Raw genomic sequence first — 18,633 nt, forward strand, 5'->3', positions numbered from 1 at the left:
CTATGCGGCAGGCCGGACAGCGGTCACCGAAGCCGCCGGGAGGCCCAGGCGGGGAGGGCGAGGGTGACGAACCCCTCGGCCTGCATCGCGGCCAGGCCGATCCGGGGGAGGTCCTTCGACGCGCGGAAGACCAGGAAGCGCGGCACCCACTCGGGCTGGAACTTGGCGTTGAACTTGTACAGCGACTCGATCTGGAACCAGCGCGACAGGAAGACCAGCAGTCCGCGCCAGGTGCGCAGCACCGGCCCGGCGCCCAGCCGCTCGCCGCGCGCCAGCGCAGAGCGGAACATCGCGAAGTTCAGCGAGACCCGCTTCACCCCGAGTTCCGGGGCCCGTTGCAGGGCCGCGACGATCAGCAGCTCGTTCAGACCGGGGTCGGCGGCACGGTCGCGCCGCATGAGGTCCAGGGACATCCCGTCGGTCCCCCAGGGCACGAAGTGCAGCACCGCCCGCAGTTCGCCGTCCGCGTCGTGAGCCGTCGCCACCACGCACTCCGCGTCGGACGGGTCGCCGAGCCGGCCCAGCGCCATCGAGAAACCGCGCTCGGTCTCCGTGCCCCGCCACGCGTCGGCCGCACGGCGGATCGCCTCGCGTTCGTCCTCGTCCACCTCGCCCACCCGGCGCACCTGGCACGCGTAGCCGGCCCGCTCGATCCGCTTGACCATCTGCCGCACATTGCGCATGGCCCGCCCGGAGAGCGAGAACGCCGCCGTCTCCACGATGGCCTCGTCGCCCAGTTCCAGCGCGTCCAGCCCGGTCTCCCGGGTCCACACCTCACCGCCGGTCTCGCTGCACCCCATCACCGCCGGGATCCACGCGTGCGCGCGGGCCTCCGCCATGAACCGCTGTATCGCCCCCGGCCAGGCCTCCACGTCGCCGATCGGATCGCCGCTGGCGAGCATCACCCCGGACACGACGCGGTAGCAGACCGCCGCCTTGCCGCTCGGGGAGAACACCACGCTCTTGTCCCGGCGCAGCGCGAAGTGCCCGAGCGAGTCCCGGGCGCCGTGCCGGGTCAGCAGGCAGCGCAGGCGCTCCTCGTCCTCCGCGGTCAGTTCGGCGACCGGATGGGCGGGACGCAGCGCCAGGTACGCGGTGGTCGCGGCGGTCAGGAAGCCGAGCCCGCCCAGCGAGTACGCGACGACATCCGCCACCTGGTCGGTGGCGTAGGTGACCGGCCCGTCGAAGCCGAGCAGCCCGTACAGCACCTCGGTGAACCGCTGCGCCGCCGTCGGATCGCCCATCTCCGCCGCCGGGTGCGCGCTGACGATGAGCAGCCCCAGCAGCACGCTGAGCCCGCTCAGCCCCGCGAACGCCGCCACCGCCCGCCATCGCGTGCGTGGATCGCCGAGCGCCGAGAACTCCGCCCGGTACCGGATCAGGAGGGCCAGCAGGACTGCCGACAGGACCGCCCCGCCCAGGGAGTGACGGTGCAGCACCTGCGCCACCCCGCCGATCGGCAGCAGCACCACCGTGGCCCGCCAGGCGCGCTTCTTCCCCCGCTTGAGGGCGTGCGCCAGCATCAGCATGAGGATGCCCGTCACCACGGCCGCCGCCGCGGCCACCGATGTGACGGTCCCGGGGAACACCCCCGCCAGCACATGCATCCGGCTGTGCCGGAACCGGGGGAAGATCCCGGCCGCCAGGTCCATCAGCCCGACCAGCGCGCACGCCGTCCCCACCGCCCGAGGTGACGCCGCGGCGGGCAGCACCGCGGGAAGCCTCCGCTCGGCTCCCCGGGAAACCCGTACGCCGGGATCTTCCTCTGCGACGACAGACATGGCCCCACCAAGCTCCAGCGATGCGGAAAAGTCCCGTACGTCCCACTCTCGTACGGAGTAGTGCGCCCTGTAGGACGTGTACTCCCGCCCGCGGGTTCCGTCGGTGGCACAACCGTGCCCTCCGGATGTCGTGCCCTGTCCGGAGGGACCCTCGCCGGATGCCGCCGGCGATCAGTTCATCGCGACATGATCATGCTCATGGCCTCGGCGCGCGTGGCGGGGTCGCGCAGCTGCCCGCGCACCGCCGAGGTGAGGGTCTTGGCACCGGGCTTGCGGACCCCCCGCATCGTCATGCACATGTGCTCGCACTCGATGACCACGATCACACCGCGCGGTTCGAGTATCCGCATCAGCGACTCGGCGATCTGCGTGGTCAGCCGCTCCTGCACCTGCGGACGGCGGGCGAAGACGTCCACCAGCCGCGCCAGTTTCGACAGCCCGGTGATCTTGCCGTCCACCGACGGGATGTAGCCGACGTGCGCGACCCCCACGAACGGGACCAGGTGGTGTTCGCAGCTGGAGAGCACCTCGATGTCCTTGACCAGGACCATCTCGTCGTGCCCGAGGTCGAAGGTCGTCGTCAGGACGTCCTCCGGCTCCTGGTAGAGCCCGGCGAAGATCTCCCGGTACGACCGGGCCACCCGCGCCGGGGTCTCGCGCAGGCCCTCGCGGTCGGGGTTCTCGCCCACGGCGATGAGGAGTTCGCGGATCGCGTTCTCGGCACGCTTCTCGTCGAACTCGCCGATGGGGCCGAGATCGCCCTCAAGGGTCACCGGGTCGGTCATGTGTGCCTCGTTCCTCGTTCGCCGTACCACGCGAAAAGCCGCGCCCCCCAGGATAGGAACCTGGGGGGCGCGGCGGACATTCCGTTGAGCGTGAGCGATCCCACGCCGGGGGCCTCAGCCCTCGGTGCCGGGTTCCTCCGGGAGCTCGGCGGTCTCGGCGGACTTGCTCAGCGAGCCGGCCGCGGTGGCCGTGCCGTTGGCCGACGGCTGGGTGCCGTTGGTCAGGGCGAGCTCCTTGGGCGAGAGCACCGGCGGGCGGGTCGACGGCGTGCGCCGCGAGGAGCCCGTCCAGGCCGGCCGCGGCGGGCGCTTGACGATCTGCTTGAAGACCTCGGCGATCTCCTCCTTGTTCAGCGTCTCCTTCTCCAGGAGGGCCAGAACGAGGTTGTCGAGGACGTCGCGGTTCTCGACCAGGATCTCCCACGCCTCGTTGTGCGCGGTCTCGATGAGCTTCTTGACCTCTTCGTCGACCAGCCCGGCGACCTCTTCCGAGTAGTCGCGCTGGTGGGACATCTCCCGGCCGAGGAACGGCTCGCCGTCACTCGTCCCGAACTTGATCGCGCCGAGCCGCTCGGTCATGCCGTACTGGGTGACCATCGCGCGGGCCGTTGCGGTGGCCTTCTCGATGTCGTCCGCGGCACCGGTGGTCGGGTCGTGGAAGACGAGCTCCTCCGCCGCGCGGCCGCCCATGGTCATGGCGAGCCGGTCGAGCATCTCGTTGCGGGTGGTGGAGTACTTGTCCTCGTCCGGCAGCACCATGGTGTAACCCAGGGCACGGCCGCGCGACAGGATCGTGATCTTGTGGACCGGGTCGCTGTTCGGAGAAGCCGCCGCGACCAGGGCGTGTCCGCCCTCGTGGTACGCGGTGATCTTCTTCTCCTTCTCGGACATGATCCGGGTGCGCTTCTGCGGGCCGGCCACGACGCGGTCGATGGCCTCGTCCAGCATCGAGTTGTCGACCAGCTTCTTGTCGCTGCGCGCGGTGAGCAGCGCCGCCTCGTTGAGGACGTTGGCGAGGTCCGCACCGGTGAAGCCGGGGGTACGGCGGGCGACGGCCTTGAGGTCGACGTCCGGCGCGACCGGCTTGCCCTTCTGGTGCACCTGGAGGATCTCCAGGCGGCCCTGCAGGTCCGGACGGTCGACGGCGATCTGCCGGTCGAAACGGCCGGGACGCAGCAGCGCCGGGTCCAGGATGTCGGGCCGGTTGGTGGCGGCGATCAGGATGACGCCGCCCTTCACGTCGAAGCCGTCCATCTCGACCAGCAGCTGGTTCAGCGTCTGCTCGCGCTCGTCGTGACCGCCGCCGAGGCCCGCGCCGCGGTGCCGGCCGACGGCGTCGATCTCGTCGACGAAGACGATGGCCGGGGCGTTCGCCTTGGCCTGCTCGAACAGGTCGCGGACCCGGGAGGCACCGACACCGACGAACATCTCGACGAAGTCGGAACCGGAGATCGAGTAGAACGGCACGCCCGCCTCGCCCGCGACGGCACGCGCGAGCAGCGTCTTGCCGGTACCGGGCGGGCCGTAGAGCAGCACACCCTTGGGAATCTTGGCGCCCACGGCCTGGAACTTGGCCGGCTCCTGGAGGAACTCCTTGATCTCCTGGAGCTCCTCGACCGCCTCGTCCGCGCCCGCGACGTCGGAGAAGGTGGTCTTCGGGGTGTCCTTGGTGATCAGCTTGGCCTTGGACTTCCCGAAGTTCATGACCCGGGAGCCGCCGCCCTGCATCGAGTTCATCAGGAACAGGAACACGACGACGATCAGCACGAAGGGCAGCAGCGAGAGCAGGATGCCGACAAAGGCGTTCTGCTTCGAGGGAGCGACGGTGTAGCCCTGCGGGAGGTCACCGTTCTCCGACTTCGTCTGCAGCGTCTTCGCGATGGCGACGCCCTGGTCGCCGATGTAGCTCGCCTTGATCTTCGAGGAGCCGAGGTCCTTGCCGTTGACCTTGGCGCCGTCCTTGAGCTGGACCTTGATGGTGCTCTCGTCACCTGTGGTCAGCTCTGCCGACTTGGCCTGATTGGTGTCGATCGCCGCGATGACCTGGCCGGTGTCCACCGTCTTGTAGCCGCCGGACGAGCCGACGACCTGCATCAATACGACCACGGCGAGGACAGCCAGCACGATCCACATGACTGGCCCACGGAAATAGCGCTTAACGTCCATCCATGCGGGGCGATCACGCCCCGTCCCTCCTGCCACAGTGAGGCACAGCGGCCGGAGAGCCGCCGGTGCATCCGGTGTATGAACCGACCTTCGGACGGTACCCCAGCATTGTCACCCGAAGTCGCCGGAGACCGTTAACAAACAGCGTTACCACCCTCCAACGCCGCGGAGGGCGTGAGGGTTCCCGCAGGCCTCAGCCGCCGTACACGTGCGGCGCAAGAGTGCCGATGAACGGCAGGTTCCGGTACTTCTCCGCGAAGTCGAGGCCATAGCCGACCACGAACTCGTTCGGGATGTCGAATCCGACGTACTTGACGTCGATCTTGACCTTGGCGGCGTCGGGCTTCCGCAGCAGCGTGCAGACCTCGAGCGAGGCCGGACGGCGCGAGCCGAGGTTGCTGATCAGCCAGGACAGGGTCAGGCCGGAGTCGATGATGTCCTCGACGATCAGGACGTCACGGCCGGCGATGTCGGTGTCCAGGTCCTTGAGGATGCGCACCACGCCGGAGGACTTCGTCCCCGCGCCGTACGAGGACACGGCCATCCAGTCCATCGTGACGTGTGAGGACAGGGTGCGGGCGAGATCCGCCATGACCATCACCGCGCCCTTGAGGACGCCGACGATGAGCAGATCCTTGCCTTCGTAGTCCCGGTCGATCTTCGCCGCAAGCTCGGTCAGCTTGGCGTCGATCTCTTGCTTGGAGATGAGCACCTTCTCGAGGTCGGTGCCCATGTCGTTCTCGTTCACCCGTACAACTTCCGGCTCGGTCTACAAGGCCTGGAAGAACAGTCTGCCATTGCGCCGTCCGACGGCGACTCCGCCCGGCAGGTTGAGCGGCTTCTGGCCGCGCCAGGCGGTGAGCAGGCGGTCGGTCTCCTCGATGTGGCGGGCGAAGAGCGAACCGGCCGGGGAACCGGCGGCGACGGCCGCGCGGCGGAGCACCCGGCGGCGCACGGCCGGGGGGAGCACGAGCAGGCGGGAGATCTCCAGCCCGCCCTCGGCCGCGGCGGCGGACCGTTCCGCCTCGGCGGCCCACTGGTCGAGGGCGTCCGCGTCGTCGCGGGAGAGCTGGGCGGTACGGGCCAGCGCCTCGACCACGCCCTTGCCGAGGGACTTCTCCAGCACGGGCAGGGCCTCGTGGCGGACGCGGGAGCGGGTGTAGGCCGGGTCGTGGTTGTGGGGGTCCTCCCACACGTCGATGCCCTGCGCCAGGCAGGCCTTGCGGACCGTGTCCCGGTCCAGCAGCAGGAACGGCCGGCGGTAGCGGCCGTTGACCGACGGCATGCCGGACAGCGACCGGATGCCCGAGCCGCGGGCCAGTCCCAGCAGCACGGTCTCGGCCTGGTCGTCGCGGGTGTGACCGAGCAGCACGGCGGCCGCGCCGGCGCGCTCCGCGGCGGCGTCGAGGGCCGCGTAGCGCGCGTCGCGGGCCGCGGCCTCGGGGCCGCCCTGGCGGCCCACGGTCACGGCGACCGCGTCCACGGGGTCGAGGCCCAGGCCGCGCAGGCGTGCGGCCACGTCCACGGCGCGGACGTCCGAGCCGTCCTGGAGGCCGTGGTCGACGGTCACACCGCCGGCGCGCACGCCGAGCTTGGGGGCCTCGAAGGCGAGCGCGGTGGCGAGTGCCATGGAATCGGCGCCGCCGCTGCAGGCGGCGAGCACCAGCGGGCTGCCGCCCGCGTGGTCGGTCAGGACGTCCTGGAGTACGCGGCGGACCGCGAGGCGTATCGCCGCGACCGCGGGGTGGGGACCCATGTCCGGTTTCCCTCCTGAAGAGCACTGGCGGAGCAGTGGAGGCAGTGGAGACGGTGGAGTGACGCAGGGTAGCTAGATGGTGACAGACAGCGTGCAATACCCGAGCATTGCACGCTTACGCTGCGCCGACGGTCCCTCGGACGGGTGAAAGGGCTGGCGAAAAGACGGGCAAAGGGCGGCTGGAACAACGGATGGGGCCGGGGTGAGGTAACGGGTGAAAACGCCCTTCGCGTGAGTCAGGTCTCCTCAGGTCTCCGTCTTGCGGTGCACCCGCGCCACCCAGTCCGCCGGCTTGGCGATCTCCAGCTTGGTCGGCAGCGTGTTGGGCGACGTCCAGATCCGGTTGAAGCCGTCCATGCCCGCCTGGTCGACCACGGCCCGCACGAAGCGCTCGCCGTCCCGGTACTGACGCAGCTTGGCGTCCAGCCCCAGCAGCTTGCGCAGCGCCTGGTCCAGCCGCCCCGCGCCGCTCTGCCGGCGGAGCTGGAACTTCTCGCGGATCTCGGCCACCGACGGCACCACGTCCGGGCCGACGCCGTCCATGACGTAGTCGGCGTGCCCCTCCAGCAGCGACATCACCGCGGTCAGCCGGCCCAGGATCTCCCGCTGGTTCGGGGTCTGCACGAGGTCGATCAGGCTGCGGCCGTCCTCGGGCGCGGCGTCGATCGCCTCCTCCTCGGCCTCGGGGCGGCCGCCGGAGAAGGACTGGAACGCCTCGCGCAGCCGCTCGATCAGCGTCGTGGGGTCGATCTCGGTCTCGCCCAGGAAGGCCTGGACCTCCTGCTCGATGTGGTCGCGCAGCCACGGGACGGCCGTGAACTGCGTGCGGTGGGTCTCCTCGTGGAGGCACACCCAGAGCCTGAAGTCGTGTGGGTCCACGTCGAGTTCGCGTTCCACGTGGACGATGTTGGGGGCCACCAGCAGCAGTCGGCCGGTCCGCGGCTCGCCCGGTCCCGGCACCGCGGGTCCCGCGGGCATGTCGCGCGACGCCGGGGCGAACGTCTCGTACTGGCCGAGAACGCGCGAGGCCAGGAAGCTCAGCAGCATCCCGACCTCGACCCCGGTGACCTTGCCGCCGACGGTGCCGAGCACGGCGCCGCCGGGGCCACCCGGCTTGCGGGCCTGCATCTTGTCCAGCAGCGGCTTCAGCACCTCGCGGAAGCCGGCCACGTTCGCCTTGATCCATCCAGGGCGGTCCACGATCAGGACGGGCGTCCCGGCGTCCGTGGGCTCGTCGTCCCCGAACATCCGCGTGAACGCCCGTACGTGGGCCTCCGACTCCTTCGCGTGCCGCCGCAGCTCCGCGACCACCGCACGTGCCTCGTCGCGGCTGACCTCGGGTCCGGGCCGCACGAAGCGGGTCGCGGTCGCGACCGCGAGATTCCAGTCGACCATCTCCGCACCACCGATGCTCGTCATTCCTTCACGGTACGTGCTGTCCCCCGCGCCCGGGAGCGTTCGCGGGGTGTCGGGTCAGCCGTGGCAACCGCACCGGGCCACCGCGGAGGCGAGCCGGTCCAGGGCGCGCATGGCGGACGCGGGGTTGGTGGTGCCGTTGCTGAGGAAGGCGAAGGCGACGAGCCGGCCGTCGGCGTTCACGACGGTGCCGGCCAGCGCGTTGACCCCGGTGAGGGTGCCGGTCTTGGCGCGGATGACACCCATGGCGCCGTCGGCGTCGCCCGCGGTGAAGCGTTCCTGCAGCGAGCCGGTGAAGTGGGCGACCGGCAGGCCCGTCAGCGTTGGCCGCAGTTCGGGGTACTCGGGGTCGCCGGCCAGCACCAGGATCCGGGTGAGCTGGTCGGCGGTGAGCCGGTCGGCCCGGTTGAGACCGCTGCCGTCGTTGAAGCGGGCGCCCTTGAGCGGGACCCCCAGCTCGCGCAGGGCGGAGGAGATGCCCTTGGCCCCGCCGCTGAAGGAGCCGGGCAGGCCGGCGGCGAGGGCGGTGTGCCGGGCCAGGGCCTCGGCGATGTCGTTGTCGCTGTTGGTGAGCATCCGCTCGACCAGGTCGGTCAGGGGCGCCGAGCGCACCACCGCGAGCCGGTCGGCGGCGTGCCCCGTGGGGGCGGAGCGCCGGTCCACCGCGCCGGTGACCTTCACGCCCCGGTCGCGGAGCATGCCCGCGAAGGTGGTCGCCGCCGTGGCCGCGGGGTCCCAGACACGGGCCGCGGGGCCCTTCCAGCTCTTGCCGTCGCTGCGGCCCTCGTCCGCCATGAGGGCGGCGACCGGGGCGATGTTGTCGTTGTGCCCGATGGGGTGGACGGCGGGCCCGCTGTAGAGCGACGTGTCGTACGACAGCCGCACGGTGCGCGTGCCGCGGGCCTTGAGGGCGCGGGCTGTGCCGTCGGCGAGGGCGCGCAGCGAGGCCGCCGCGTAGCCGCCCCCGGCGGACTTGCGGGCGGTGAGGGTGGGATCGCCGCCGCCGACCAGGACGACGCGGTCGTCGCCGTCGGCGACGACGCCGGTGGTGAGCCGGTGGTCGGGTCCCAGCAGCGACAGCGCGGCGACCGCCGTGGCGATCTTCGTCGTGGAGGCGGGCACGGCCGCGGTGCCGGCCCGTTGACCCCAGACGGGCTCGCCGGTGGCCGCGTCGACGACCGCCCCGGTGGTCAGCGGGCCGAGCGCCCGGTCCTTGAGCAGCGGGGCGAGCCGGCCGGCGAGGCCGCCGGGGCCCGGCGGGGCGGCCCCCTGCGTGCCGACGGCGGCGGCGAGCACCTGGGGCGCCGGCACGGGCGCGGAGGCCCCCTTGCGGCCCCCCGCGGGCCTCCTGGGCGGCTGCCTGGTCCCGGCCGCCTCCCCGGGCTTTTCCTCCCGGGAGGCGGCCCTCACCCGTTCAGCCGTACGCTGGCCTGACTCCCACGGTCCCGCGAGGGCCACCGCTGTCAGTGCCACGGCAAGACCGGCGGCGGTCGACCCCGCCACCACCTGCCAGTTCTTGGAGACGGGCACCCCGGACCAGCCCCTTTCGCGACCACACACAAGCGTGGGAGACACTTAATCACCAGAAGTATGTGCTGATCATGGAGGACAGGCTGTGCTCGAGTTCGACGTCACGATCGAGATCCCGAAGGGTTCCCGGAACAAGTACGAAGTGGACCACGAGACCGGTCGTATCCGCCTGGACAGGCACCTGTTCACCTCGACGGTCTACCCGGCGGACTACGGCTTCGTGGAGAACACCCTCGGCGAGGACGGCGACCCGTTGGACGCCCTGGTCCTGCTGGACGAGCCGACGTTCCCCGGCGTCCTCGTGCGCTGCCGCGCGATCGGCATGTTCCGCATGACGGACGAGGCCGGCGGCGACGACAAGCTGCTGTGCGTGCCGGCGTCCGACCCGCGCGTGGAGCACCTGCGCGACATCCACCACGTCTCCGAGTTCGACCGCCTGGAGATCCAGCACTTCTTCGAGGTCTACAAGGACCTGGAGCCCGGCAAGTCCGTCGAGGGCGCCAACTGGGTCGGCCGCGCCGAGGCGGAGGCCGAGATCGAGGCGTCCTACAAGCGCCTGAAGGAGCACGGCGGCCACTGACGCCGTGCCCACACGCGAGGGCGGCGCGCTCCCTGCCGGAGCGCGCCGCCCTCGCGCGTGCTCAGGGCTGCCGCCGCGGACCGTCCTCGCCCTCGCCGCAGGCCGCCAGCAGTTCGGCCAGGGAGCCGTGCAGCGCGGCGGCCAGCGCGTCCGCGTCGGGCACGGCGCCGGCGTCCGCGAAGAGCCCGATGTGGACCCGGCCGCGGTAGGTCGAGATGGCCACGGCCAGCGACTGGCCGCGGGCGAGCGGGGCGATCGGATGGAGTTCGGTCATCCGGCAGCCGTCGAGCGTCAGGGGCACGTCGAGCATCGGCACGTTGGTGACCAGCACGTCGAACAGCAGACGCGCGGAGGCGGCCAGCAGCGGCGCCGCGAAACGGTGCGCGAGCGGCGGCACGCTGTCGGCGAGCAGCGCCACCGCCCCGGGGCCGGTGTCGGGCCCGGCGGCCTTGTTGCGGTCCATGCCCTCGCGCACGCCGCGCAGCCGGGCCAGCGGGTCGGCCTCGCCGACCGGCAGCCGCAGCAGATAGCCGGAGATGCGGTTGCCCCGGCCGCCGCGTACGCCCTTGCGGCGGCGGCGCGCCACGGGGATCAGCGCCCGCGGGCCCGGGCCGTCCGGGTCGTCGCCGCGCGACTCCATCCAGCGCCGCAGGGCGCCGGAGACGACGGCCATGACCACGTCGTTGACGGTGCCGCCGCTGGTCTTGCGGATGCGGTGCATGTCGTCCACGTCGAGCGAGGCGCTGGCGAACCGCCGCGGCGCGCCGCCGTGCCGCGGCACGGCGCCGAGGGCGGCCGGGCCGCCGGGGTCGAGCGAGGCGCGCAGCACCGCCGAGCCGATGCCCAGTGCCCGGCCCGCCTCGCGCACCCGGGACGGCAGGGAGGCGACCATCTGCCGCGGGTCGGGAAGCCCTGACAGACCGGGCAGCGCGGGAAGGCTGGGCAGAGCGGGCAGGGCGGGCAGGTGGAGGCCGGCCGGCTGCCGGGGCGCGGGCGGCGCGGGCGAGGGGGTCTGGGCCGCCTCACCGCGGGGCGAGGGCGGTGCAGCGGCCGCCGGGCGCACGCCCTGGTCGAGCAGGACCGCCCCGAACTCCACCGCGCGCAGGCCGTCGGCCAGCGCGTGGTGCAGTTTGACGAGCACGGAGACGGGCGCGTCGGGGGCGCCCTCGATGACGTACACCTCCCACGGCGGGTGCTCGCGGTCCATCGGACGGGACATCAGTTCGGCGACGGCCGCGGAGGTGTCGGTGCGCCGGACGGCGTGCACATGCCGCCGGGCGTCGAAGTGCTCGTCAGGGGCCCAGGCGGCGCCGCCGACGCCGTACCAGACGTCGCGCACGCGCTGGCGCATGCGCGGGGCGTTCTCGGCGCGCGCGGTGATCAGGGCCGCCAGGCCCTCGGCGTCGACCAGGTGCTCCGGGTCGCGCTCGAAGACGGCGACGGCTCCCAGGTACATGGGATGGCCCGGCGAGTCGAGATTCCAGAAGGCGAGATCCAGCGGGCTCAACAGCTCGTCAGCCAAGGCTCCTCGCCTCCGAAAGTTCGGTTTTGCCCCGGATCGGACACCATCGTACGCAGTGAAACGCCCAGGAATGATTACAGTCAACTACGACCACGATACGGACAGTTAACATCAGATTTCCCGACGCATCATCAGGAACGGCCGTCCGGGGGGCCGCAGAGCTCAGAATCCGCGCGTGCGCTTCGCCGCCGCGCGGCGTCGTGCCTGGTCAGCACCGCCGGGCAGCCTCAGGAAGAGCCGCGCGACCTCGCCGCCGAGGTTCACTCCGATGGCCACCGCGAGCGCCAGCGCGGCGGCCTTGGTGAGGGAGGCGAAGCCCTGGTCCAAATGGCCCCGGGTGAGTCCGAGGAGTCCGTAGTACGTCGCGGAGCCGGGCAGCAGCGGCCCGATCGCGGCCGTCACGTACGGCAGCGCGGAGGCGAAGCGGTAGCGGGCGAGCATCTGCCCGAACAGGCCCACCAGCCCCGCGGCGACGGCGGTCGCGGCCACCGGCGACATGCCGATGCCGATGGACTCCTGGTGCAGCGCCGCGTACACCGTCCAGGCGACGCCGCCGTTGAGCGCGGCGATCGCGAGCACGCCGCGCTCGCACTGCAGCAGCACCGCGAAGGCCAGGCTCAGCACCATCGCCGCCACCAGTTGCAGCGGCGGGTTCTCGTACACGCGCAGGGCCTGGTCCGGGTCCAGCTCGGCGCCCAGGCTGACCCCGGCGTACAGGATCAGGGTGACGCCGATGACGATGCCGGTGAAGAGGTACATCACCTCAAGCAGCCGGGCCGAGGCGGTGATGTAGAAGCCGGTCAGGCCGTCCTGCACGGCCGCCACCAGGGCCCGCCCCGGGATCAGCGCGAACAGGCCACCGGTGATGACGGAGGACGCCTGGAGCGAGCTCGTGCCGGGCAGCACATGGCCGAAGCGGGCGATGAGCACGCCCAGCGCGGCAGCCGGCATGGCGGCGGCGACGAACTGGTAGAACTCCGGCAGCCCGCGTCCCGCGCACAGCCAGGCCAGCCGGTCGCCCATCATGGCCCCGAGCGCGGCGACCGCGAAGACCACCGGGCCGCCGCCGCCCACCAGGAGGCTCGCCGCGCCCGCGAGCATCCCGGCGGCGGCCGTCAGCAGCCAGCCGGAGTAGGGGTGGCGGTTGCGGCGGATCAGCGCGAGGCGGCGGTAGGCGTCCTCAAGAGTGAGGTCGGCGGCGGTGATGTCGTTGATCAGCCGGAAGACGGCCGCGAGGCGCGTGTAGTCGGTGGCCCGGCGGCGCACCGTGCGGTTCGCGGTGGCGGGCGGGTCCACCAGCGAGGGCTGGTAGGAGATGCTCAGCAGGGTGAAGGTCACGGTCGGCTCGACCCGGCCGAGACCGTACGCGTGGGCCACGCCCAGCATCGCGGCCTCGACGTCCTCCGCGCCCTCGCCGCCTGCGAGCAGCAGTTCCCCGATGCGCAGCGTGAGGTCGAGCACGCGCGGCACGGCGGGCCCGGTGCCGGCCTCCGGCTGCGCGGTGGGCTGCTCCGGCGCCGGACGCTCGCCGAGCGGCATGCGCAGCATCGTCCGCATGCGGTCCGGCCAGGGGGCCTCCTTGGAGAGGCTGACCACCGGGATGCCCTCCGGGGGCGTGAACGCCGGGTGCGACAGCTGCGGGGAGGTCTTGGGGCGCGTGAAGGCGGAACCCCGCGGTTCCGGCTTGGGCAGCTCCACCCCGAGCGGCGGGGTGAATTCCGAGCCGCCGGCCGGCTGCTCGGGCTCCTCCGGGTGCCGCTGCGACATGGGGTTTCCTCCTCTCGGCTCTCGGCTCTCGGCTGTCGGCTTTCGGCTGTCGGCTTTCGATGTGTTCCCGCGCCGGGGCGTGACAGGGGGAGGGTGTCGCCACCCTCCCCCAGGCACAGCGGTTCGACTGCCCATTAACCCCGGACGTTAACGCCGGTTCGCACGGTGGCGCCCGCCGCCGGAGGCGGTGGGGCTCTGGACGGGCGGCTGCACCGGCCCGGCGCCGTCGGCCGGGGACTCCGGCCGCGGCGGGGCCTTCTTCGCGGCGGAGCGGGCCCGCAGGAACTCGATGGCGATCGGGACGACCGAGAGCAGGACGATCGCGACCAGGATCAGTTCGATGTGGCCGCGCACGAACGCGATCTGCCCGAGCCAGTAGCCGAGCAGCGTCACACCCGCGCCCCACAGGGTGCCGCCGACGATGTTGTAGGTGACGAAGGTGCGGTAGTTCATCCGGCTGACGCCGGCCACGATGGGCGTGAACGTACGGACGATCGGCACGAAACGGGCCAGGACGATCGACTTGGCGCCGTACTTCTCGAAGAACTCGTGCGCCTTCTCGATGTTCTCCTGCTTGAAGAGTTTGGAGTCCGGGCGGCGGAAGAGCGAGGGGCCGACCTTGCGGCCGAAGAGGTAGCCGACCTGGTCTCCGGCGATGGCGGCGAGCACGACGAGCAGGCAGACGGCCCAGATCGGCCAGTCCAGCTTGCCGCCGGCCACCAGCAGGCCACCGGTGAACAGCAGGGAGTCACCGGGCAGGAAGAACCCGATGAGCAGACCCGACTCGGCGAACACGATCGCCAGCAGGCCGATGAGGCCCGCGGACGAGATGAGGTAATCGGGGTCGAGCCATTGCGGGCCCAGGGCGATAGTCGTCACGCGCCAAAAGTATCAACGCGGTCGGGACCGGACCGTTCCCAGTCCGCGAACGCCAGACAACAGTCCCCCCACGCGTTTCACCGTGCACCACCGCATACCACCCGTCACTGACGGAATTCTCCGGCGGCCCGGCGTGCGTCCCGCGCGGGACGGCGACCGCCGCGCAGGATGCCCCCATGGATATCGACGAGTACGGCGGCGGACAGCGGCAGGGGGCCGACGTCCTGGTGGTCACCACGAACGACGTCCCCGGCTTCCGGGTGGAGCGGGTGATCGGCGAGGTCTTCGGCCTCACCGTGCGCTCCCGCCATCTGGGCAGCCAGATCGGCGCGGGCCTGAAGTCCCTGGTCGGCGGCGAGCTGAAGGGGCTCACCAAGACCCTGGCGCAGACCCGCACCCAGGCGATGGAGCGGCTGGTCGAGCAGGCGCGGGCGCGCGGCGCGAACGCCGTGCTGGCGATGCGCTTCGACGTCAGCGAGGCCGCCGACGTCGGCACCGAGGTGTGCGCCTACGGCACGGCGGCGGTCATCACCCCTGAGCCCGCCTAGCGTTGGCGATGATCGCGTCGTGCACGTACTGGGCGGTGCCCGGCGCGATCGCCTCGTAGAAGGCGTTGAAGCGCGGGTCGGCCAGGTACATCGCGGCGAGACCGGTGTGGATCTCGTACGTGCAGTCGTAGTAGTGGTCGACGATGAACCGCCGGTGCTCCTCGGCCAGGTCCATCGCGGCCTCGCCGTCGGCCGGGGCGCCGGACTCGCGGAGCGCCAGGATCCTGGTGCCCCAGTCCTCCTGCTCGGCCTTGATCCGCAGCCAGTCCTCCTTGGTGTAGGAGGCGGCGCGGCGCTGCGACTGCTCGTACGCCGCGGTGTTCCCCCAGCGCTGCCGGGTCTCCTCGGCATGCTGGTCGGGGTCGTGGTCGCCGAAGACCTCGAACTTCTCCTCGGGCGTGAGGTTGATGCCCATCGTGCGTGCCTCCATGGCTCGTTGGACGGCGTCGGCCATCTCCGTCAGCTTCCCGATCCGCTCGGTCAGCAGCTCGTGCTGATGCCGCAGGTGCTCCCGCGGGTCCGCGGCCGGGTCGTCGAGGAGGACCGCCACCTGGTCCAGGGGAAAGCCGAGCTCCCGGTAGAAGAGGATCTGCTGCAGCCGGTCGAGGTCGGCGTCGCCGTAGCGGCGGTGGCCCGCGTGGCTGCGGTCGCTGGGCGACAGCAGCCCGATCTCGTCGTAATGGTGCAGCGTGCGGACGGTCACGCCGGCGAAGCCGGCCACCTGCCCGACCGAGTAGCCCGTGCTCGTGCTCATGACCACACCCTCCGGCCTCACGCCACGTGAGGTGCAAGTGCCATATTGGTCCCCATGCTGGGTATCACCGACCTCTCGACCTACGTGCTGGGCACCGTACTGATCGTGCTGCTGCCGGGGCCCAACTCCCTCTACACCCTCTCCGTCGCGGCGCGGAGCGGGGTCCGTACGGCCTACCGCGCGGCGCTGGGCGTCTTCCTCGGCGACACGGTGCTGATGACCGCCTCGGCGGCCGGGGTGGCGGGCCTGCTCACCACGAACCCCGTGCTCTTCGGCATCGTGAAGTACGCGGGCGCCGGCTACCTGGCGTGGATCGCGTTCGGCATGGCGCGGGCCGCCTGGGGGATGTGGCGGGCGCGTCCCGGCGAGCCGGAGCCGCTGGAGGTGCCCGTGGAGGTGCCCGTGGCGGCCGCCGTCGAGGCGCCGGCGCAGACCGAGCAGCCGTTCCGGCGGGCGCTGGTGATCAGCCTGCTCAACCCGAAGGCGATCCTGTTCTTCATCTCCTTCTTCGTGCAGTTCGTCGACCCCGGCTACGCCCATCCGGCGCTGTCCTTCCTGGTGCTGGGCGCGATCGCGCAGGTCTTCAGCTTCTGCTACCTGACCCTGCTGATATTCGGCGGCACCTTCCTGGCGGCCCAGTTCCGGCGCCGCAGGCGACTGGCGGCCGGGCTGACGTCAGGAGCGGCGGCCCTGTTCCTGGGCTTCGCGGCGAAGCTGTCGACGGCCTCCTCGGGCTGACCGTTCGACCTGCCGCGGCGCCGCATCGCGCTTAATGTGAGCGCTATGTCGCTGCACAAGGGTGCCGAGGGTCTGCCGAAACTCGCCGTCAACCCCTTCTACGCGGGGGCCGATCCGATCGGTGGGATGCGCACCGCGCCGCCCAAGCACCAGCTCCCGGACGGACCGATGCCGCCCGCGACGGCGTATCAGCTGGTCCATGACGAGCTGATGCTCGACGGCAACGCCCGGCTCAACCTGGCCACCTTCGTCACCACCTGGATGGAGCGCGAGGCCCAGGTGCTGATGGCCGAGTGCTTCGACAAGAACATGATCGACAAGGACGAGTACCCGCGCACCGCCGAACTGGAGCGACGCTGCGTCTCGATGCTCGCCAACCTGTGGAACGCGCCCGACCCGGAGAAGGCCGTCGGCTGCTCGACCACCGGCTCCTCCGAGGCCTGCATGCTCGCCGGGATGGCCCTCAAGCGGCGCTGGATGAAGCGTCAGGGCGACCGCTATCCGGCGCAGGCCCGCCCCAACCTGGTCATGGGCGTCAACGTGCAGGTCTGCTGGGAGAAGTTCTGCAACTTCTGGGAGATCGAGGCGCGCACGGTCCCCGTCGAGGGCGACCGGCTGCACCTGGACGCCGAGACCGCCCTCGCGCGGTGCGACGAGAACACCATCGGCGTCGTCGCCGTCCTGGGCTCCACCTTCGACGGCTCCTACGAACCGGTGGCCGAGATCTGCGCGGCGCTGGACGGCCTCCAGGAGCGCACCGGCCTCGACATCCCCGTCCACGTCGACGGGGCCTCCGGCGGCATGATCGCGCCCTTCCTGGACGAGGACCTGGTCTGGGACTTCCGGCTGCCGCGGGTGGCGTCGATCAACACCTCCGGCCACAAGTACGGGCTGGTCTACCCGGGCGTGGGCTGGGCCCTGTGGCGGGACGCCGAGGCGCTGCCCGAAGAGCTGGTCTTCCGGGTCAACTACCTCGGCGGCGACATGCCGACCTTCGCCCTCAACTTCTCCCGGCCCGGATCGCAGGTCGCCGCGCAGTACTACACCTTCCTGCGCCTGGGCCACGACGGCTACCGCGTCGTCCAGCAGACCGCCCGCGACGTGGCCGTCTATCTGGCCTCGCGGATCGAGGAGTACGGGGACTTCCGGCTGATCACCCGGGGCGACCAGCTGCCGGTGTTCGCCTTCACCACCGCCGACCACGTCACCGCGTACGACGTCTTCGACGTCTCCCGGCGGATGCGCGAGCGCGGCTGGCAGGTGCCCGCCTACACCTTCCCCGCCGACCGCGAGGACCTGGCGGTGCTGAGGATCGTGGTGCGCAACGGCTTCTCCGAGGACCTCGCCGACCTCTTCCTCGCCGACCTGGAACGCTATCTGCCCCAGCTGCGCGAGCAGGAACGCCCCCTGCACCCGCCCGGGAAGGCCCCCACGGCCTTCCACCACTGAGCCGCCCCGCCCCGGGCAGACGCACCCCATGGGCAAGGACACTCAGACCAAGGGCACCGTCTTCGTCGCCCTCGCCGCGAACCTGCTGATCGCCGCGGCGAAGGCGGTCGGAGGCCTCCTCAGCACCTCGCCGGCACTGCTGTCGGAAGCGGCGCACTCGGTCGCCGACACCCTCAACGAGGTCTTCCTGCTCGCCGCGCTGCGGCGCAGCCGGCGAAGGCCCGACGCGCAACACCCCTTCGGCTACGGCAAGGAGCGCTGGTTCTGGTCGCTGCTCGCCGCCGTCGGCATCTTCGTCATGGGCGGCTGCTTCTCCTTCTACCAGGGCATCACCGCCTTCCACGAGCACGAGCCGCACACCCTCAAGGCCTTCCTGATCGCCACGGCCGTCCTGGTGATCTCCCTGCTCGCCGAGGGATCGTCCCTGCTCAAGGCGCTGCTCCAGGTCCGAGGCGGGGCACGTGCGCACGGCCGCCCCTTCCGCGCCGAGCTGCGCGAGGGCGAGGACCCCACCTTGCGCACGGTGATCGCCGAGGACAGCGCGGCCGTGCTCGGCGTGCTGCTGGCCCTGGCCGGTGTCGGACTGCACTGGGCCACCGGCGGGCGGGAGTGGGAGGCGTGGGCGTCCCTGTCCATCGCCGTGCTGCTCATGTACGTGGCGTACCGGCTGGGCAAGGACTGCCGCGACACTCTCATCGGCGAGGCCGCCGACCCGCGGTTGCGGCAGCGGGCGCACGAACTGCTCGCGCGGCAGCCGGAGATCGACACGGTGACCGCGCTGCTGACGATGCGGCTCGGCGTCGGCTCGGTACTGCTGGCCGCCCGGGTCGACCTGACGGCGGGCATCGACAGCGAGACGGTGGAGGAATCGACACGGTGACCGCGCTGCTGACGATGCGGCTCGGCGTCGGCTCGGTACTGCTGGCCGCCCGGGTCGACCTGACGGCGGGCATCGACAGCGA

General features: G+C 71.6%; 16 protein-coding genes. 5 read left to right on the top strand and 11 right to left on the bottom strand.

Annotated elements, in window-relative coordinates; all coding sequences use genetic code 11:
• Window positions 1–23: 23 nt before the first annotated feature.
• The 7 genes from ACFWVC_RS09980 to dacB all read right to left on the bottom strand — a co-directional run bounded on the left by ACFWVC_RS09980 (window position 24) and on the right by dacB (window position 9,215).
• Window positions 24–1,652 carry a phosphatidylglycerol lysyltransferase domain-containing protein gene (locus ACFWVC_RS09980; protein WP_384281404.1) on the bottom strand — a complete coding sequence of 543 codons (1,629 nt, stop codon included), beginning with the start codon at window positions 1,650–1,652 and terminating at the stop codon, window positions 24–26.
• 305 nt (window positions 1,653–1,957) lie between these two features.
• Complete coding sequence (folE, locus tag ACFWVC_RS09985; RefSeq protein ID WP_384281206.1) at window positions 1,958–2,566, bottom strand: GTP cyclohydrolase I FolE; 609 nt, start codon at window positions 2,564–2,566, stop codon at window positions 1,958–1,960.
• A 114-nt stretch (window positions 2,567–2,680) separates the two neighbouring features.
• Window positions 2,681–4,732: an ATP-dependent zinc metalloprotease FtsH gene (gene ftsH, locus ACFWVC_RS09990; RefSeq protein ID WP_384281210.1), complete on the bottom strand. Its 2,052-nt coding sequence runs from the start codon at window positions 4,730–4,732 to the stop codon at window positions 2,681–2,683.
• Window positions 4,733–4,925: 193 nt separating this feature from the next.
• Window positions 4,926–5,465 (bottom strand): hypoxanthine phosphoribosyltransferase, encoded by a 540-nt coding sequence (gene hpt, locus ACFWVC_RS09995; RefSeq protein ID WP_384281407.1) that lies wholly within the window; start codon window positions 5,463–5,465, stop codon window positions 4,926–4,928.
• Window positions 5,466–5,501: 36 nt separating this feature from the next.
• Complete coding sequence (gene tilS / locus ACFWVC_RS10000) at window positions 5,502–6,488, bottom strand: tRNA lysidine(34) synthetase TilS (RefSeq protein WP_384281214.1); 987 nt, start codon at window positions 6,486–6,488, stop codon at window positions 5,502–5,504.
• A 246-nt stretch (window positions 6,489–6,734) separates the two neighbouring features.
• On the bottom strand, window positions 6,735–7,907 hold the full coding sequence (locus tag ACFWVC_RS10005; protein ID WP_384281217.1) for a zinc-dependent metalloprotease: 1,173 nt from the start codon (window positions 7,905–7,907) through the stop codon (window positions 6,735–6,737).
• Between the two features lie 54 nt (window positions 7,908–7,961).
• Window positions 7,962–9,215 (bottom strand): D-alanyl-D-alanine carboxypeptidase/D-alanyl-D-alanine-endopeptidase, encoded by a 1,254-nt coding sequence (gene dacB, locus ACFWVC_RS10010; RefSeq protein ID WP_384281221.1) that lies wholly within the window; start codon window positions 9,213–9,215, stop codon window positions 7,962–7,964.
• Between the two features lie 304 nt (window positions 9,216–9,519).
• Between dacB and ACFWVC_RS10015 the strand changes: the two genes are divergently transcribed.
• Window positions 9,520–10,014 carry an inorganic diphosphatase gene (locus tag ACFWVC_RS10015; protein WP_319139054.1) on the top strand — a complete coding sequence of 165 codons (495 nt, stop codon included), beginning with the start codon at window positions 9,520–9,522 and terminating at the stop codon, window positions 10,012–10,014.
• 61 nt (window positions 10,015–10,075) lie between these two features.
• On the opposite strand, the gene ACFWVC_RS10020 is transcribed toward ACFWVC_RS10015, so the two are convergent.
• From ACFWVC_RS10020 to ACFWVC_RS10030, 3 genes are all read right to left on the bottom strand, one after another.
• A complete protein-coding gene (locus ACFWVC_RS10020) occupies window positions 10,076–11,536 on the bottom strand; it encodes a wax ester/triacylglycerol synthase family O-acyltransferase (RefSeq protein WP_384281231.1) in 1,461 nt (486 codons plus the stop codon).
• A 162-nt stretch (window positions 11,537–11,698) separates the two neighbouring features.
• The gene (locus tag ACFWVC_RS10025; protein ID WP_384281235.1) at window positions 11,699–13,303 is read right to left on the bottom strand and encodes a threonine/serine exporter ThrE family protein; all 1,605 of its coding nucleotides are present in this window, start codon (window positions 13,301–13,303) and stop codon (window positions 11,699–11,701) included.
• A gap of 147 nt (window positions 13,304–13,450) precedes the next feature.
• Complete coding sequence (locus ACFWVC_RS10030) at window positions 13,451–14,182, bottom strand: DedA family protein (RefSeq protein ID WP_384281240.1); 732 nt, start codon at window positions 14,180–14,182, stop codon at window positions 13,451–13,453.
• A gap of 176 nt (window positions 14,183–14,358) precedes the next feature.
• Between ACFWVC_RS10030 and ACFWVC_RS10035 the strand changes: the two genes are divergently transcribed.
• Window positions 14,359–14,730 (top strand): YbjQ family protein, encoded by a 372-nt coding sequence (locus ACFWVC_RS10035; RefSeq protein WP_384281244.1) that lies wholly within the window; start codon window positions 14,359–14,361, stop codon window positions 14,728–14,730.
• Here the strand turns inward: ACFWVC_RS10035 and ACFWVC_RS10040 are convergent.
• Window positions 14,711–15,484, bottom strand: a complete 774-nt coding sequence (locus tag ACFWVC_RS10040; RefSeq protein ID WP_384281249.1) for a MerR family transcriptional regulator — start codon at window positions 15,482–15,484, stop codon at window positions 14,711–14,713. The genes ACFWVC_RS10035 and ACFWVC_RS10040 overlap by 20 nt on opposite strands.
• Window positions 15,485–15,538: 54 nt before the next feature.
• On the opposite strand from ACFWVC_RS10040, the gene leuE reads away from it, so the two are divergent.
• From leuE to ACFWVC_RS10055, 3 genes are read left to right on the top strand one after another with little or no spacing between them, the layout of a single operon-like run.
• Entirely contained in the window at window positions 15,539–16,222 is a 684-nt protein-coding gene (leuE, locus tag ACFWVC_RS10045) for a leucine efflux protein LeuE (RefSeq protein WP_384281253.1), read from the top strand.
• Between the two features lie 45 nt (window positions 16,223–16,267).
• A complete protein-coding gene (locus tag ACFWVC_RS10050) occupies window positions 16,268–17,671 on the top strand; it encodes a glutamate decarboxylase (protein ID WP_384281256.1) in 1,404 nt (467 codons plus the stop codon).
• Between the two features lie 28 nt (window positions 17,672–17,699).
• Window positions 17,700–18,551 (top strand): cation diffusion facilitator family transporter, encoded by an 852-nt coding sequence (locus ACFWVC_RS10055; protein WP_384281260.1) that lies wholly within the window; start codon window positions 17,700–17,702, stop codon window positions 18,549–18,551.
• Window positions 18,552–18,633: the final 82 nt, after the last annotated feature.

The sequence above is a fragment of the Streptomyces sp. NPDC058691 genome (assembly GCF_042714775.1).
GTDB lineage: Bacteria > Actinomycetota > Actinomycetes > Streptomycetales > Streptomycetaceae > Actinacidiphila.

Coding starts and splice junctions, on each gene's coding strand:
- ACFWVC_RS09980 (WP_384281404.1), bottom strand. CDS start 1,652: ATGGACCTGGCGGCCGGGATCTTCCCCCGGTTCCGGCACAGCCGGATG.
- folE (WP_384281206.1), bottom strand. CDS start 2,566: ATGACCGACCCGGTGACCCTTGAGGGCGATCTCGGCCCCATCGGCGAG.
- ftsH (WP_384281210.1), bottom strand. CDS start 4,732: ATGGACGTTAAGCGCTATTTCCGTGGGCCAGTCATGTGGATCGTGCTG.
- hpt (WP_384281407.1), bottom strand. CDS start 5,465: ATGGGCACCGACCTCGAGAAGGTGCTCATCTCCAAGCAAGAGATCGAC.
- tilS (WP_384281214.1), bottom strand. CDS start 6,488: ATGGGTCCCCACCCCGCGGTCGCGGCGATACGCCTCGCGGTCCGCCGC.
- ACFWVC_RS10005 (WP_384281217.1), bottom strand. CDS start 7,907: ATGACGAGCATCGGTGGTGCGGAGATGGTCGACTGGAATCTCGCGGTC.
- ACFWVC_RS10025 (WP_384281235.1), bottom strand. CDS start 13,303: ATGTCGCAGCGGCACCCGGAGGAGCCCGAGCAGCCGGCCGGCGGCTCG.
- ACFWVC_RS10035 (WP_384281244.1), top strand. CDS start 14,359: ATGGATATCGACGAGTACGGCGGCGGACAGCGGCAGGGGGCCGACGTC.
- ACFWVC_RS10040 (WP_384281249.1), bottom strand. CDS start 15,484: ATGAGCACGAGCACGGGCTACTCGGTCGGGCAGGTGGCCGGCTTCGCC.
- leuE (WP_384281253.1), top strand. CDS start 15,539: ATGCTGGGTATCACCGACCTCTCGACCTACGTGCTGGGCACCGTACTG.
- ACFWVC_RS10050 (WP_384281256.1), top strand. CDS start 16,268: ATGTCGCTGCACAAGGGTGCCGAGGGTCTGCCGAAACTCGCCGTCAAC.
- ACFWVC_RS10055 (WP_384281260.1), top strand. CDS start 17,700: ATGGGCAAGGACACTCAGACCAAGGGCACCGTCTTCGTCGCCCTCGCC.